The following is a 17096-nucleotide window of genomic DNA, read 5'->3' as shown; positions in this document are numbered from 1 at the left end:
CCAAACCATCCGGCCGAACCGGAAATAGCCATCATCCTTCAGTATCAAAAATAGATTCCGAAAGAGATGGGATCGGCCATAAAAACCTTTTTTAAAAATAGCATTTTAAGCCCGAATAATAACACTTTTAGTCACGCCAAAAACAGACCGTTTTAAACGAACGATTAAAACACACAAGACACTGTATAACAGCTTGTTACATAGTGGTTTAATCGGCGTATACCTTTTTATTAACCTTAAACAATTAATTATGAAAGGAACTCTACGATTGTTTTTAGTGCTGTGTATCACAGCATTAAGCATGACGCTGGTTCAGGCGCAGGAGCGGACTTACTCCGGCGTGGTGAAGGGCAGTGACGGGCAACCGATCATCGGCGCCAGCGTGGAAGTGGTGGGTACCACCGTAGGTACTTCGACGGGCCTTGACGGTGACTACACCATCAAAGCCAACCAAGGGAGCAAGATCAAATACTCCTTCCTGGGCACGAAGTCCGTGACGGTTACCGCAGGTGGCAGCACTACCATTAACGTCACCCTCGAAGACGATGCGATGGGCTTGGAGGAAGTCGTTGTTCAGGCTTTCGGTACCGCGAAGAAAAAAGACCTGACGGGTTCAGTCAGCTCGATCGACTCGAAACTGATCAGCTCACAGTCTAACTCGACGCTGTCCAAAGCCCTGGAAGGCTCTATCCCGGGTCTGCAGGTATCTTCGGTCGACGGCCAGCCTGGTACCGATATGGGTATCCGTATCCGCGGTATCGGTACTGCCAGCCAGAACAATGCGAATGCGTTGATCGTAATCGATGGGGTGCCCAATACAAACTCCAATGTACTGGCAACCCTGAACCCGAAGGATGTGGAATCGATCACCGTTCTGAAGGATGCCGCTTCGACAGCCCTGTGGGGTTCGCGCGGCGCCAACGGCGTCGTGATGGTAACGACCAAGCGCGGCCAGCAGGGCAAAGCCCGGGTTACTTTCGAAGGTAAGTGGGGTATGAACATGATCGGCAGCAATCAGGCAGAACTGATGGACAGCCCTGCTGATATTTATGAGAATGCCTGGCAGGCGATTTACAATTCGGCTCGCTATGGCAGCAATCAGAACTACACGACCAATGTGCAGAATCCGAACATGACTCACGAAGAGGCAGCCCTCTTCGCCAGCCAGCACCTGTTCAACTACACCGGAAGCACAACGAAGTTTGACGGCAAAAACCCGATGAGCAACTGGTTGCTGTACAACGTTCCGGGCCTGACCGCAGAAGAGAACCTGATCAAAACCGGCTCCGGATCCAATGCCAGCTCTACTTTGAAGAATATTTTCCTGGTAGGAACCGATGGCAAGCTCAATCCGAACGCCACCCTGATGTATAATGACGACTGGGAAGACGCCGTTTTCCAAAAATCTTTCCGCCAGGAGTATAACGTTACCGTCAGCGGTGCGACCGACAAAACCGACTATTTCATTTCAGCCGGCTACCTGTCCGATCCCTCTTATTTCGTTTCGTCTAAATTCAACCGCTATAACTTGCGTTCCAATGTCAATACGCAGATTAATAAATGGTTGAAAGCCGGTGTAAATATTGCTTACAGCCGTCGTGCCCAGCAATCGATGGCTACCCGTTGGGGACGTAACCCGGGTACGACCGTACAGAACGTCTTTTATTGGCTCTATGCCCGGAACGCCTTGGCCCAGATGTGGCAGCGCGACGAGAACGGTGCGTTGATGTACGATGAAAAGACCGGCGAAAAAATCTTTGTCGGAAACAACGGGCAACAGTACTCTCCGCTGGGATACGTCAATGCGCGTTATCCGGCCAACGGTTACAACCTGATCCAGCAGCTTCAGGACGATAAGGATCAAACGATCTACAACGACTTGAACATGAGCGGTTATGTAGAAGCCAAATTCCTGAAAGATTTCACGTTCCGTGCTAATATCGCCGTGGATGAAACTTTTGCGATGCGCGAACGCTATGCCAACAAGGAAACCGGAGCTTCCAAGTCTTACGGCGGTACGATGGGTCGTAACTACAGCGACTACATGAACATCAACAGCCAGCAATTGCTGACTTGGGCACACGATTACGGAAAACACCACGTAGACGCCCTGATCGGTCACGAGTTCAACTGGAACCGCTCTTCTTCGCTGAACTTCAAAAGCGCGTATTCACTGATCAACGGGTTTGACACGTTTGCCAACTTCCTGTGGCTCAACGGTGGCGATAGCCCCTTCTCAGGTGGTGGCGGCGGCGAGGACCAAGAGGCCCTCGAGGGTTACTTCGCCCGCGCAAATTACAACTTCGATAACAAGTACTATGTAACGGCTTCCATTCGTGCCGACGGTTCTTCGAAATTCCGCTACAACGACGACCGTTGGGGCGTGTTCTGGAGCGTGGGCGGCGCATGGCGTCTCTCTTCGGAATCTTGGCTCGCAGATGCTACCTGGCTGACCGACCTGAAACTTCGTGCCGACTACGGTGTGATCGGCAACCAGAACGGTATCGGCCGTTATGCAGGCTACCTGACCTGGAGCTACGGCTCAACGGGTAACAGCACCCCGGGCAGTTTTAAACCCGACGGTTGGAAAATCTCGCAGGGTAGTGCGGCTGCCGCTCTGACCTGGGAGAAGAAAAAGACCGTCGACGTAGGTTTGGATTTCCGTCTGTGGGACCGTTTCTACGGTACTTTGGACTGGTATCAGACCAATACCACCGATATGATCTGGAACGCACCGACGAACTATGCCGCTACCGGTCAGTCTTCGATCGCTGCGAACTCGGCCGAGTTGCGCACGCGCGGTTTCGAATTCGAACTGGGTGTGGATATCATCAAAACACCGGACATCCTTTGGTCGTTCGGTGTAAACGGGGCGCACTATAAGACGATCCTGACGAAAGTGCCCGAAGGCACCGGTTCGGACAAACTGAACGGTATGTGGGAAGCCAATCCCGACGGCTGGACTGCAGCCGGTACCGGTACGATCAGTAACGGTGCGTTCTACCTGCGCGGCGTGGGTAAACCCTATTACAACGTCTACCAGTATCTGTACGGCGGCGTTGACCAGGCTACCGGTCTGCCGCTGATCTCTTCGACGGTAACTTCGGAGAATATCGAGGCACTGCGCGCATCGCACTATGTGGGGGAACTGAAAGAGGGCAATATGGTATACACCACGAACCACTCGCTGGCCACCCGGCAGGAGATCGGCGACGCTACTCCGAAACTTATCGGCGGTTTCAATACCTCTTTCCGTTGGAAAGACCTCGACTTCTCGGCTACTTTCGCATTCCAGATCGGCGGTAAATTCTTCAGCAATAGCTATGCGCTGTATTACTACGATGATACGACCCCCGGCTATTTGGTTTCGGAAGATTTGAGAAACAATACCTGGACCGCGACCAATACCAGTGCGAAATACCCGATGATGATGTATGCCAATCCGAACGGTGACAGCTATACTTACGGCGCATCGATCGGCAGCTGGGCTTACACCGACATGTCGCTGTTCGATGCTTCTTACCTGAGTGTGAAAAACATTACCGTGGGCTATAACTTCCCGCAGAAATGGATGGACAAAATCGGTATCGGCGGTATCCGCGTATACGCCTCGTTGGATAATATGTGGCTGATTACCAGCAAGTCAGGTATCGATCCTCGTCAGTCTTTGGTCGGTGGTATGGAGGTTGGCGCTATGGGTTATCCTCAGATGCGCACCTGCTCGCTGGGTGTTAACATAACTTTCTAAAATAGAGTGATAAAAACGAGAGAATTATGAAAAAATATCTGATAGCACTTTCGTTGGTAGGCCTTGCCACGACCTCGTGTTACGAAAAACTGAATATCGCTCCCCCCAACGCCATTACCGATGAACAGGTACAGGCACTGCTGAAAACAGCGGACGAAGCGACTGTGGTGACGATATTGGGAGGTATGGCCGATAACATCCCGACCCTCTTCAAAGGCGGCGGTTATACCACGTTCAACAACCAATATTTCTACAACTACCAGGCACAGCTCCTTTGCCGCAATATAACCGGTAACGACTTGGTAACGAGCGCTTCCGATTATACGGCTCCGAGCGGTGACCACGGTAACCTCTATGCGGGTATCAACCTGAACGGTGCTTCCGAGGAAGTCTCTTCAGCTTACTGGACTCGCGGCTACAGCCTCATTACCAGCACGAACAAGGTTATGAATTACCTGACCGACGAGCTGTTGAATGAAAATGCTTCGCTTACGCTCCGCAAGTACAAAGGCTGGGGCCAGGTGATGCGGGCGTATGCATACAACTACCTGATGGAGTGTTATGTTGACTCGTACACCAACGGTGGCAGTTCGAAACTCGGGTTGTCCATCTATACCAAGTACAGCATCAACAATCCTCCGGTGGCGCGTTCTTCGGCCAAGGAAACTTACGATTCGATCCTGACCTGGGCGAAAGACGGCGTTAAGCTGCTTAAGGACGCGCAGGTGGGTTACACCAAAGACGATCCGACCGATATCGACCTGGGCGTTGCCAATTTCGTACTGGCACGTGCGGCCCTGTGCGCCGGTGATTGGGCGACCGTGATCAGTGCCTGCGACGAGATTCTGGCCGCTTACCCGACGCTGATGAATGAGTCGCAGTACGTGGGTGTCAACGAAGCTCCATCTGGCGCCGATTACGTTGCTTACTTTGCCGAGCACAAAGGATTTACCTGCCTGCAGCAGAACCCCGAAGTAATTCTGGGTTATCCTTACAACAACAAAGCTTACGGCTCGGCAAGCTACTGGACGAACAACCTGGCAACTCCGAATATCGCCAGCATCGACACCCGGTTGTATGACAAGATTGCCGAAGGAGACTACCGTAAGGATAATTTCCACAAGGATGTTTGGGGATCGTATACCACTCCCCTGAATAAGATCAACGACGGTACGACGTATCAGATGGGACCGTATATGAACGTGAAATTCGCGGCCAACGTCGGTATCGGCCAGACGGTCGAAACCGCGTCGAGCACCTCCTTGAACATCGACTACTGCATGTTCCGCGTATCGGAGGTGATCCTGATGAAAGCCGAAGCTTTGGCACAACAGGGTGGCAGTGCGAATGCCGCTTTGGATCCGCTGATTCAGGAGCGTACGAACGGAAGGTATACGGCTGCCACCTATCCTTATCCGTCGGACGTGACGACGGAATTGCAGAAGGTTCAGTTGCAGACCCGTATCGAGATGTGGGGTGAGAGTGGCCTCGAGTGGTTCAACAACCACCGCTGGAACATTCCGGTGAACCGCCAGGGTTCTGCGAACCATTGGAATCCTGCCATGCAGTTCTCCGTATCGCAAATGACCATGAGCATTCCGATGCAGGAAATCAATACCAATCCTAATCTTGTACTGGATTAATCAAAGGACTGTGGCTGGGATCGTGCAAGGAGGGCGTGGGAGAGCCAACAGTTGTTGTTAACGTCTCCTGCACGATCCTGCTACAGGACTTAAAACAGTAACACCTTTTACAACAAATTTTGCCTAACCTTTTTTACTTCTCAAATAATTAATAGGTTAGATTAATCAGTTTCACAGCTGGCCAGGGCGGAACCGCAAGTTCCGCCTTGGTTTTTGTATTGTTGTTTTACCTGCACTCGATATCTGTTCCCGGTTTGTAGGAAATTTAAAATTTTATCATCTCCTCGTTTTTAAACGAGAATAGCAAAGTATACATTAATTTAATAATCAGTGAATTTGTATTAGATATGCCTGCTGACATAGCTTAGGGTTATAATACAAAACCAGGGCGGAACTTGCGGTTCTGCCCTGGCCAGCTGTGAAACTGATTAATCTAACCTATTAATTATTTGAGAAGTAAAAAAGGTTAGGCAAAATTTGTTGTAAAAAGTGTTAAGGGTGTAAATTGGAGTTGATCTCGTTAATACAGATCTGTGGCAGGACCGTGTCCGGAGAGGTCAACAACAAACTGTTGGCTCTCCCACACCCCTCCTTTCACGATCCCGCTACAGTTCTGTAAACGGATCAAGGATTTTGCTGACAGTTCGGGTTCGATGAAATCTCCTCCGAAGGAATCTTCATGGTCATCTGTGAAACCGGATAGGTCATCGCAGGATTCCAGTGTACCGTAGAACCCTGACGGTTCACCGGAATGTTCCAGCGGCGGTTGTTGAACCACTCGAGGCCACCTTCACCCCACAGTTCGATGCGGGACTGGAGCTGCACCATCTGCAGAGCGCTCAGTCCACTCATGCCCTGATAGTTGTCGCAGGTCAGCGGAGTAGCTCCGGCTTTGGTACGGGCGTTCAGCAACGTGTTCAGCGTATTTTTCGCCCCTCCTTCATCTCCGGTACGGGCTTGAATTTCAGCCTTCATCAGGTAAATCTCGGACAAACGGATAAAAGCGTAGTCAACACGGTTGCGTACGGTTACATTCGAGTTGCCGACTTCTCCGCCGAGACCTACGTTGTTCGTGAATTTCGAAGTCCAGTAAGTCGGAACTTCACTGGTACCTCCGTCGATAAACGAGCTGGCACCTGCATAAGAGATCGTCGGGAAGTCGGCCGGAATCTGCGGATGGAAGTTATCCTTGCGGTAGTCGTTCGGATCGATCTTGTTGTAAAGCCGGTCGTCAATACGGTACGAACCACCCCATGTATTGGCATAGGTAACGATCTGCCCGCCGCCGCCGTACTGCCAGCCGAAACCGTAAAGCGCTTCAGGGTTCAGCTCGAAGTTCATGAAACCGCTGGTCGCAGCTTTCCAGACAGGATAGTCGGCCCCTTCGATCGTCGTAACGCCGGACTGCTTTTGTACATATTGCTCTTCGGTCATCAGAGACGCTCCTGCACCCAACATCTTGTCGCAGGCGGCCGATGCCGTTGCGAAATAGGTGCTTGCATTCGCCCCTTCGGCCTCGACAGCCAGCAGCGCGGCACGGGCGATGACGTAATTGGTCAGGCCGCGGGTCAGGTCACTGGCCGGCGTCGCTTTGAAACCGACTCCGGCAGCTTCGAAGAGTGCATCCGCGCGGGTAGCCCACCGGATTACCGAGTCGAGGGTCTCTTTGGCCGAAGCACGGGCCACTGCCGGCTGACTGATATCGTATTTCGTATAGATCGGCATACCCAGGCTGTTGGTCCCGAAGGTCTCCTGGGCATAGAGATACCCGAATGCACGGATAACATAGATCCCTCCCAGGTACTTTTTTAACAGATTGCTCGGGTTTTCCGCAATCAGCTCTTCGTTGATCATGGTGGCCGCTTTGTTGGCGGTCGTGGTCATTCTGAAAGCCCGGTGCCACCAACTCGGGTTGTTGGCATTGGTTTCTCCAGTGATGTTTTCACCGTTGTAATAGTCATCCCCAGGGTTTTGCCAGTTACCTTTTACGATATCGTTACCGCAACTGAGGCGGGCGATGAACTGTCCGCTCCAGGTTCCGTCGAGGTTACCGGAGTAGCGGAAATTGTATCCGCTGCCGTACATCTCGGGTTTCAGCGTGTTGGCGATCGCCCCCAGGATGGTTTCGATCGTTTCATCGTCCGCCGTTTTCAGCAACTCCTGCACCTGTTCGTTGGAGATGGCGTTGGGCGGAGCGATATTCAGTTTCTCATAACACGACGTGGTCGCGAAGGCCAGCGCGGAAAGTGCTATCAAGTATTTTTTCATAATTCGTAAAATTTAGAAAGTTACGTTAACACCCAGTGAGCAGGAGCGCATCATCGGATAAACCATCGGTCCGATGTCGAAACCGCCGGTGATCGAGTTGCGCGGATCGATACCGTTTTTGCAGAACAGCCACATGTTGTCCAGCGAAGCGTATACGCGGATGCCGCCGATACCGATCTTGTCCATCCATTTCTGCGGGAAACTGTATCCCACGGTAATGTTCTTCACACTCAGGTAAGAAGCGCTGAAGACCGCCAGATCTGTATAGGTGTTTCCGCTACTAACACGGTTACCGCCCAAATAGGTATTACTGCCGTTAGGCGAATATTTCATCAGCATCGGGAATTTGGCGTTGGTGTTCTCCGCATTGAAGGTATTGCCGAGCAATTCCTGTGAAAGGTTTCGGTTACCCATACCCGATACGTCGTATGCATAGTCGCCGTACAGGTGGCTAAAGAACTTGCCTCCGATCTGGAAGGCGAACTGGGCCGAGAAGTCGAGGTCTTTCCAGCGGAACGAGGTGCTGAAACCGCCCATCAGGTCGGGAGTGGCATCGCCCAGATCGAACATGTAAGCCTCCGAATAGTCGGTCGTAGCGACGACCTCACCCACTTTGGCGTTGGGGAATTTGCTTTGGTTCGACTCGGTCACCAGCGCGCCGAACAGCGGCAGACCGGTCGTTTTGTCCACGCCCATGTATTTGGCGGCGATGATATTGTAGTAATCGCCTCCGATCCAGCGGCGGTAAGCGGCCGCAGAACCCGAACCGGTACCGCCGGTAGCGTTCCACGCATCGGCGGTCGCATACCACCATTTCTGCGAGTGCAGCGCGTCCTCCTGGTTAATCATCGATTCGGGCGCCTTCATCATCTTGACTTTGTAATGCGCACCGTTTACTGCAAACGACCAGAGGATGTCCGGCGTTTTGATGATGTCTACGCCCAGGTCGAACTCGAAACCGCGGGTACGCAGTTCACCGACGTTTTGCAGCAGCGAGTTCTGTCCCGACATGGCATACGAGATCGGAGCAGCCAGCAGCAAGTCGGTCGTGTTGGTCTGGTACCAGTCCAACGTACCGTAGAAGCGGTCCCACAGGCGGAAGTCGAGTCCGACATCGACCGTTTTCCTCTTCTCCCAGGTCAGGGCCGTGTTGGGAGCGGCATTCTGGGTCAATTTCCAACCTTTCGGAGCGTAAGAACCCGGTGTGGTGTAACCCGTCGCACCGTAAGACCAGGTCTGGTAGCCGCCGTATCGTCCGATACCGCTCTGGTTGCCGATCACGCCGTAGTCGGCACGGATCTTCAGGTCGGTCAGCCAGCTGGAAGCGCTCTGCATCCAGTTTTCGGCCGAGATACGCCATGCACCGCCGACGCTCCAGAAGACGCCCCAGCGTTTGTCCATCTCTTTGAACTTCGAGGAACCGTCGGTACGGAGCGAAGCGGTCAGGTAGTATTTGTTGTCGTAGATGTAGTTGGCGCGGCCGAAGTAACCTTCCAGGGCCTCCTGATCCTCGCCGCCGCCGACGCCCGAGAAGGTACCGCCGTTGTTCAGGTAGATGAAGTTGGCGAACGTGTCGAAGCCGTCGATCAGGGACAAAGAGCTCTTGTAGTTCAAATTCTGGGAATTCATCCAGTCGAATTCATGACCGATGATGGCGTCTACGTGGTGTTTACCGTAGTCGTGGCCCCAATTCAGGGTCTGCTGCGCGTTGATTGTGTTTGTTTGATGATAGTTACGTCCCATCATACCCTGTTCGGTGCCGGCCGACTCTCCCCATTTCTTGGGCAGGTAGATGTAGCGCATGCCGTAGGATTGATCGTAGGACATGCGGGCATTGAAGGTGAAGTCCTTGAGGAATTTGGCCTCCACGTAACCGATCGTCGAGATGTCGTTCTGAATGTACTCCGTTTTGGAGTTATCCATCTGGTACTGCAGGTCATAACCGGTGGTTTTAGAAGTACCGCCCCATTTCGGCACGACGGGACCTACCGGAGAGTACTGCTGATCGTAATAGTGGATCACCTGTTTGTTTCCTTCCTCATCGTACATCATGTTACCCTGCGCGTCGCGCTGGTAGATCGATGCCAGCGGATTGTAGATATTGGTCCAGGTAAATACGTTCTGCACCATGGCGCCCGGGTTACGGGAGCTGTAGCGGCCGTTCTGCATCTGGGTCGACCGGCGGCTGTAAGACATGTTCAGTCCGGCTTTCAACCATTTGGTCACCTGTGTATTGATGTTTGAGCGGACACTGTAGCGGTTGAAGTGCGAGTTGTCGATGTAGGAGGGGTCCGACATATAACCGGCCGAAAGGAAGTAGTCGGTTTTGTCCGTGGCACCGCTGGCGGTCACCGTGTACTCCTGGCGGAACTGCCGCTTGTAGACGAGGTCGCGCCAGTCGTCGACATTCCACAGTTTCCTGGCATTGGCATTGATCCTGCCGGTGGCCGGATCGATCAGGTAGGCGTCCATCATGGTGGCCGAGGTGTTGGTGCCCGTACCGGTGGTCACGTAGTTGGCGCCCGGGACATCGTAATACATCCAGTTGCCGAGGGTATTCCTGGCGAATAAAGTCGTACTGCCGTTATAGTCGAACAGGTGCTGGCTGGCGAACAGGGCCGCATCCTCATGGCTCATGTTCGGATTGCTGAAGTTGGTCGTGTACAACTCCTTGCTGCCGTAACGTACCGAGTTGTAGATACCTTCCCACATCATCTCGTAGTTGTCTTCCACGCCGCGGATCAGGTTCGGCTGGTTGTCTGCGATCATGTTGATACCCCATTTGCCTTCGAAGGTGATCTTCGCTTTGCCCTGCTGGCCGCGCTTGGTGGTTACCATAATCACACCGTTGGCACCACGCGAACCCCACAGGGCGGTCGAAGCGGCATCTTTCAGAACCGTGATCGATTCCACATCTTTCGGGTTCATCGTTGAGAGGACGTTCTTGCCGTACCCGTAAGTATTAGCATAAGGCACACCGTCCACAACGATCAAGGCGTTCGCATTGCTCTGGCTGGCGGAACCGATACCGCGGACACGGATACCCATATCCAAACCCGGCTGACCGTCGACAGAAGATACTTGGATACCCGGGATGGCTCCCTCCAATGCATTGGACAGCGTCGAGTTAGACTGCGAGCTGATCAGCTTCGAGTCGATCGTACTGATGGAGCCCGTCAGGTCTTTTTTCTTAATCGTACCGAAAGCCTGTACTACAACCTCGTCCAATGCCGTGGCATCGTCTTCGAGGGTGACGTTAATGGTAGTGCTGCCACCTGCGGTAACCGTCACGGACTTCGTGCCCAGGAAGGAGTATTTGATCTTGCTCCCTTGGTTGGCTTTGATGGTGTAGTCACCGTCAAGGCCCGTCGAAGTACCTACGGTGGTACCCACCACTTCCACGCTGGCGCCGATGATCGGTTGCCCGTCACTGCCCTTCACCACGCCGGAGTAAGTCCGCTCCTGCGCCTGAACCAGCGTCATGCTTAATGCTGTGATACACAGCACTAAAAACAATCGTAGAGTTCCTTTCATAATTAATTGTTTAAGGTTAATAAAAAGGTATACGCCGATTAAACCACTATGTAACAAGCTGTTATACAGTGTCTTGTGTGTTTTAATCGTTCGTTTGAAGCACGCCTTTTTGGCATGCCTAAACAGCGCATTTAAAGACCTAAAAACAACATTATGAAATGTCTTAAAAAGTCCAGATAATAATTTATTTAGGTGTATTGAAAAGCCGGAGGGTAGTGGCCGTAATCGCCACTACCCTCCGGCTGATTTGGCGGGATATGCAGATTCGTTAAATCGGGCGGAGTGATCAAACAAAAACCAGGGCGGAACTTGCGGTTCCGCCCTGGCCAGCTGTGAAACTGATTAATCTAACCTATTAATTATTTGAGAAGTAAAAAAGGTTAGGCAAAATTTGTTGTAAAAGGTGTTAAGGGTGTAAATTGGTGTTGATCTTGTTAATACAGATTCTGTAGCAGGACCGTGTCCGGAGAGGTTAACAACAACAGTTGCCTCTCCCCAACCTCTCTTTTCACGATCCTACCACAGTCTGTAAGAATTACGGATTTTGTACGATCAAATTGTTGGTATTGATCTCTTGCTGTGGGATTTGCAATACTAACTGTGCATATGGAATTTGTCCTGCAGTATGGTGAACGGTCGAACCGCTGCGATCTACATTGACTTTCCAACGCCGGTTGTTGTAAAATTCCAACGAATGCTCACCCCACATTTCGATACGGGTTTGTAATTTTACCATATCCAGTGCACTCATACCGCTCATGCTCGGATAGCTGTCGCAGTCCAGAGCACCGTTGGTGCGGGCACTGATCAGGATGTTCAGCGTGGCTTTCGGATCCCCCTGACCGCTCTGAGCCTGAGCTTCAGCCTTCATTAGATAGGCTTCCGAAACACGGAAGAGGCTGTAATCGATAATACCGGGTTGCGATACAGTGGTATTTCCGATTTTCCCGCCGATACCTACATTGGCTGCGAATTTGAGATTGATGTACGATCCGATGTCATATTCGCTACCGTCGGTTGCAAAACCATTTGTGCTCGGTGCAATGAATTTTCCGAAAGCTGCTTTCTGGAAGTTCGCTTTGCGATAGTCTTGATCAGCAATCTTCTCATAAAGTCGGTTGTCGATACGGGCTTGTTTACCGTTGGCCATGAAATTCAGCCAGTAGTTGGCGGACTCCCTGCCTTTATTGGCATTGTCCCAACCCATAATACATTCCGGATTAGCCTTTAGGTTCGTGAATCCCCGGCTCTCTGCATAATAGACATACTTTTCTCCGCTTTCCCCTGGTTCGTTGCGGGCTACATACTGCTGCTCGTTCATCAGGGAGTAATTGGCGATCAGTTTGTCGCAAGCAGTGATTGCGGTTGCCCAATCCTGTTTCCAGAGCGCAGCGCGTGCCAGCACGTAATTTGCAACACCCAGGTTCAGATCGCCGTTAACGTTTTGAGTGTATCCGATCCCGGCCGCTTCGAACAATGATACGGCTTTTTTCGTCCAAAGGATAATGGAATCGAATGTCGCGGCAGCTGAAGCACGAGCCTGAACTTCCTGGGCCAGGGTGTAACGTGTATAAATGGGAACACCCAATTCATCGGTTCCATAGTTCTCCATCAGGAAGAGATAGCCATAGGCACGCGTAAGGTAAGCACGGCCTTGATATTCCTTCAGTTTGACATTGCCGTTTGCAGCTACCAGTTCGTCGGTCAATAGGTTGAAAACCTTATTTGCGGCTTGGACCAAATCATAACCCCGGATCCAAAACGGCTCATTAGTAACATTATCGGAAGTCCGAAGGCCGGTAAAATTATACATGGCCAGATCATCCCCAGTGGGCGGTTGAGCGGACAATACCATATCGTTACCCGCAAAACTGCGATTGACATCGAGCGCCTGGGCATAAGTGTAATATTCATTGCTCCAACCGTTCAAAGAACCGGTATGCTTGAACTCGGCATTCAAACCGTCCGCCAGAGCTCCCATAATGGTCGTTACGGTTTCGTCATTGCCGTTTTTCAGCAACTCCAACACCTGTTCATTCGTAATTGCATTGGGAGGAGTGATGTTTAGCTTTTCGTAGCATGAGGTGGTGACCAGTCCCACCAGCGAAAGTGCTATCAAGTATTTTTTCATAATTCGTTAATTTTAGAAAGTTACGTTAACACCCAGCGAGCAGGTACGCATGTACGGATAGGACATGGCTCCCACATCGAGACCGCCGGTTAGCGACATGCGCGGGTCGATACCGTTCTTGCAAATCATCCAGAAGTTATCCAGCGAAGCGTATACACGGATGCCGCCGATACCGATCTTGTCCATCCATTTCTGCGGGAAATTGTAACCTACGGTGATATTCTTGACATTCAGGTACGAAGCTTTGAACAGAGCGAGGTCTGTCTTCATGCTCTCATCGCTGCCGATATTTGCGCCGTGCACTTTGTCAGTCGTAGAATAGGCGAATACCATCGGGAATTTCGCGCCGGTATTGTCGGGGGTCCAGGTATTGCCTTTCAACTCTTTCGACAAGTGCGAGCTGCCGATACCATCATTGTTCTGGGGATTGTACCACCAGTCGGAGTAGTTGTTACTATAGAAATAACCACCGATCTGGAATGCGAAAGTCGCCGCGAGATCGAAATTCTTATAGCGGAACGATGTGTTGAAGCCGCCGACGAAATCCGGAGTCACATCGCCGAATTCCTGACGTGTTGCGAGTGTATAGTCTGTCGTATAGACCGTATTGCCTTCCCTAATTTCTCCGTACACATGTTTTGCCTGTTGCAGGGCGCTTATATTATCCTTCGATACGGTGGAGGCGTACAAAGGCAGACCTGTATTCGAATCTACGCCACCGTATTTGTACATGTACAGGTTGTAATAGGGTTTGCCAATTCCACGAAGATAGATGACTGGAGATCCGTTCAGATATGCTCCTTGAACATCCCATTTGTCGATGGACGCGGTCCAGTTTCCACCGTATGCGTCCGAGCCGGTGCCTTCGGGGACTTCAAGCACCGTAGTGCTGTACGTACCTCCGTTTACGCCGAACGACCAAAGAATGTCCGGGGTTTTGATGATATCCACACCCAGTTCCAATTCGAAACCGCGGTTGCGCATCCGGGCCGAGTTCATCGGCAGTGTTCTTTGTCCGGTCATTGCGTAAGAGACAGGCGCATCCCAGATCGCGTCGTCGGTAATCGTCTGATACCAATCGAGTGTGCCATAGAAACGGTCCCACAGACGGAAATCAAGGCCTACATCGACGGTCTTTTTCTTTTCCCATGTCAGATTCTCATTAGCAAAAGCACCCTGCGTCAATTTCCAGCCTGAGGGAGTATAAGAGCCAGGTGTGGTATAACCGGTTGCGGCATATGTCCACGTTTGGTAGCCTGCGTAACGGCCGATACCGTTCTGGTTGCCGATTACACCGTAATCGGCACGGATTTTCAGGTCGGTCAGCCATGTGGCGTCCTGCATCCAATTCTCAGCGGAAATGCGCCATGCACCTCCGACGCTCCAGAAAGTTCCCCACTGATCGCTTACATTCCGGAACTTTGAAGAACCGTCGAAACGGAGGCTGGCCGTTGCATAATACTTATTATCGTATACGTAGTTCGCACGGGCGAAGTAGCCTTCAAGGGCTTCTTTGTCTTCACCGCCACCGACACCGGAAAGCGGGCTGGTGGAACCATTGATATTGATGAAGTTGGCAAAGGTGTTGAAGCCATCGATCAGCGAATAGGAGGCTTTGTAATTCATACTGGATGTGCGCATCCAGTTGAATTCGTGGCCGATCAGGGCATCCACGTGATGTTTTCCATAGTCGTGCGCCCAGTTCAGAGTTTGCTGGCTGTTGATGTTCATGTAGTCGCCATAGATACGTCCCATAGAACCCCTCTCGCTGACACCTGCACCGTGAAGTTTATTGTTGTAGCGATCGCGGACGGAAAACGATTCGTCGACAGCCAAATTGGCGTTAAACGTAAAATCTTTCAGGAATTTAGCTTCAACATAACCTCGCATGTTCAGGTCGTTATAGATCGTTTGATCCTTGTCATTTTCCAACTGATACAGAACATCATATGCATTAGCACGCGAAGTGACGGGATAACGTCCTAAGACGCTTCCTCCTGTAGGATCGAGTGGAGAATATTGTACGCCAGGACCGTCAACAACGACCTTGTCTCCGGTTTTTTCATCGAGGACATAGTTCCCGTTTTTGTCGCGTGCATACATCGATGCCATCGGCGAATAACCGTTCGCCCACAAGAACACATTCTGTACGGCAGCACCTGAGTTGCGGCCGTAACGCGTTGCGGGAGATTGGATCGAACGGCGGCTGTAACCCATATTGATACCTGCTTTCAACCATTTGGTGACCTGGGTATTGATGTTGCTGCGTACGTTGTAACGGTCAAAATGCGAACCTTCGATGTACGACGGATCCTGTAGGTATCCGGCAGAGATATAGTAATCGGTCTTGTCAGTCGCACCGCTGACGGAAACGTTGTATTCCTGACGGAAAGCTTTTTTATATAACATATCCTCCCAATCGTCGGGGTCGTAGAGGCGGCGGGCGTCTGCACTGATTTTTCCCGTAGCGGGATCGATTAGATAAGCACCTGTCATCGTTGCCGACCTGTTGACGCCTGAGCCGGTACTTTCATACGTCGCTCCCGGAACATCATAGTACATCCAATTGTATAGTCCGTTGCGACCTGTAAAATCAGTCGTACTTCCCGTGTAGTTGAACAGGTGTTGACTGGCGAACAGGGCCGCCTCTTCGTGGCTCATATTCGGACTTTTCAGATTAGTTGTATACTGATCCTGAGCTCCGTAGCGAACCGAGTTATAAATGCCTTGCCAAGCCATTTCGTAGTAATCAGCCGGATCGCGCATCAGATCGGGAGAACCGTTGTTGCTGATCATGTTGATACCCCATTTACCTTCGAAAGTTACTTTGGCTTTACCCTGCTGGCCGCGCTTGGTGGTTACCATGATAACACCGTTGGCACCGCGCGAACCCCACAGGGCGGTCGAAGCGGCATCTTTCAGAACCGTGATCGATTCGACATCTTTCGGGTTTAGTGTTGCTAATACACTGGAGTTCGTATTCGGTACCCCGTCGATTACAACCAATGCATTCGAGTTGTTCTGGCTGGCAGTACCGATACCACGGATACGGATACCCATATCCAGACCGGGTTGACCGTCGACAGAGGATACCTGTAAGCCCGGAATGGCACCCTCCAGAGCTTTGGACAGCGTTGAATTGGCCTGCGAACTGATCAGCTTCGAATCGATCGTGCTAATCGAACCCGTCAGGTCTTTCTTTTTGGTAGAACCGAAAGCAACCACAACCACATCGTCAAGTGCCTGCGCATCATCCTCTAGGGTAACGTTAATGGTGGTACTACCACCTGCGGTAACCGTTACGGATTTCGTGCCCAGGAAGGAGTATTTGATCTTGCTTCCCTGTTTGGCTTTGATGGTGTAGTCACCGTCCAAGCCCGTCGAAGTGCCTACGGTAGTACCCACCACTTCCACGCTGGCGCCGATGACCGGTTGCCCGTCACTGCCTTTCACCACGCCGGAGTAAGTCCGCTCCTGCGCCTGAACCAGCGTCATGCTTAATGCTGTGATACACAGCACTAAAAACAATCGTAGAGTTCCTTTCATAATTAATTGTTTAAGGTTAATAACAAATACGCCGAAAAACTGCATGACAAACAGCCTTGTAAAGACCGTTTTAGCAGTTTTAATCGTTCGTTTTCTAATTACAAATATAAAAGTTTTTTTTTATAACAACACTTTAGCCCTAAAATATTCCTTTCATTTTTGTCTCGACCCTTTTGTTTTTGACATCTGAAAAGTTTCTCCTGGCATTAAAAATCCTATTTGTCAT

The 17096-nt window shown here is 51.2% G+C and carries 6 protein-coding genes; 2 read left to right on the top strand and 4 right to left on the bottom strand.

Annotated features, from left to right (window positions below; genetic code table 11):
• The first annotated feature begins 250 nt into the window (after nt 1–250).
• Together NQ495_RS07960 and NQ495_RS07955 are read left to right on the top strand one after the other, a co-directional pair.
• Nucleotides 251–3748 carry a SusC/RagA family TonB-linked outer membrane protein gene (locus NQ495_RS07960; protein WP_187118316.1) on the top strand — a complete coding sequence of 1166 codons (3498 nt, stop codon included), beginning with the start codon at nt 251–253 and terminating at the stop codon, nt 3746–3748.
• 26 nt (nt 3749–3774) lie between these two features.
• Nucleotides 3775–5391: a RagB/SusD family nutrient uptake outer membrane protein gene (locus tag NQ495_RS07955; protein WP_009133476.1), complete on the top strand. Its 1617-nt coding sequence runs from the start codon at nt 3775–3777 to the stop codon at nt 5389–5391.
• 624 nt (nt 5392–6015) lie between these two features.
• Here NQ495_RS07955 and NQ495_RS07950 read toward each other — a convergent pair.
• From NQ495_RS07950 to NQ495_RS07935, 4 genes are all read right to left on the bottom strand, one after another.
• A complete protein-coding gene (locus tag NQ495_RS07950) occupies nt 6016–7659 on the bottom strand; it encodes a RagB/SusD family nutrient uptake outer membrane protein (RefSeq protein WP_009133477.1) in 1644 nt (547 codons plus the stop codon).
• A gap of 12 nt (nt 7660–7671) precedes the next feature.
• Nucleotides 7672–11193, bottom strand: a complete 3522-nt coding sequence (locus tag NQ495_RS07945; RefSeq protein ID WP_232208886.1) for a SusC/RagA family TonB-linked outer membrane protein — start codon at nt 11191–11193, stop codon at nt 7672–7674.
• Nucleotides 11194–11728: 535 nt separating this feature from the next.
• Nucleotides 11729–13324, bottom strand: coding sequence for a RagB/SusD family nutrient uptake outer membrane protein (locus tag NQ495_RS07940; RefSeq protein WP_009133479.1), 1596 nt, complete (start codon nt 13322–13324; stop codon nt 11729–11731).
• Nucleotides 13325–13336: 12 nt separating this feature from the next.
• Entirely contained in the window at nt 13337–16870 is a 3534-nt protein-coding gene (locus tag NQ495_RS07935; protein WP_232208887.1) for a SusC/RagA family TonB-linked outer membrane protein, read from the bottom strand.
• Nucleotides 16871–17096 lie beyond the last annotated feature (226 nt).

The sequence above is a fragment of the Alistipes indistinctus YIT 12060 genome (assembly GCF_025144995.1).
Classification (GTDB): Bacteria; Bacteroidota; Bacteroidia; order Bacteroidales; family Rikenellaceae; genus Alistipes_A; species Alistipes_A indistinctus.
The sequence above is the reverse complement of the archived record's forward strand: the minus strand, read 5'-3'. Positions and strand labels throughout refer to the sequence as shown.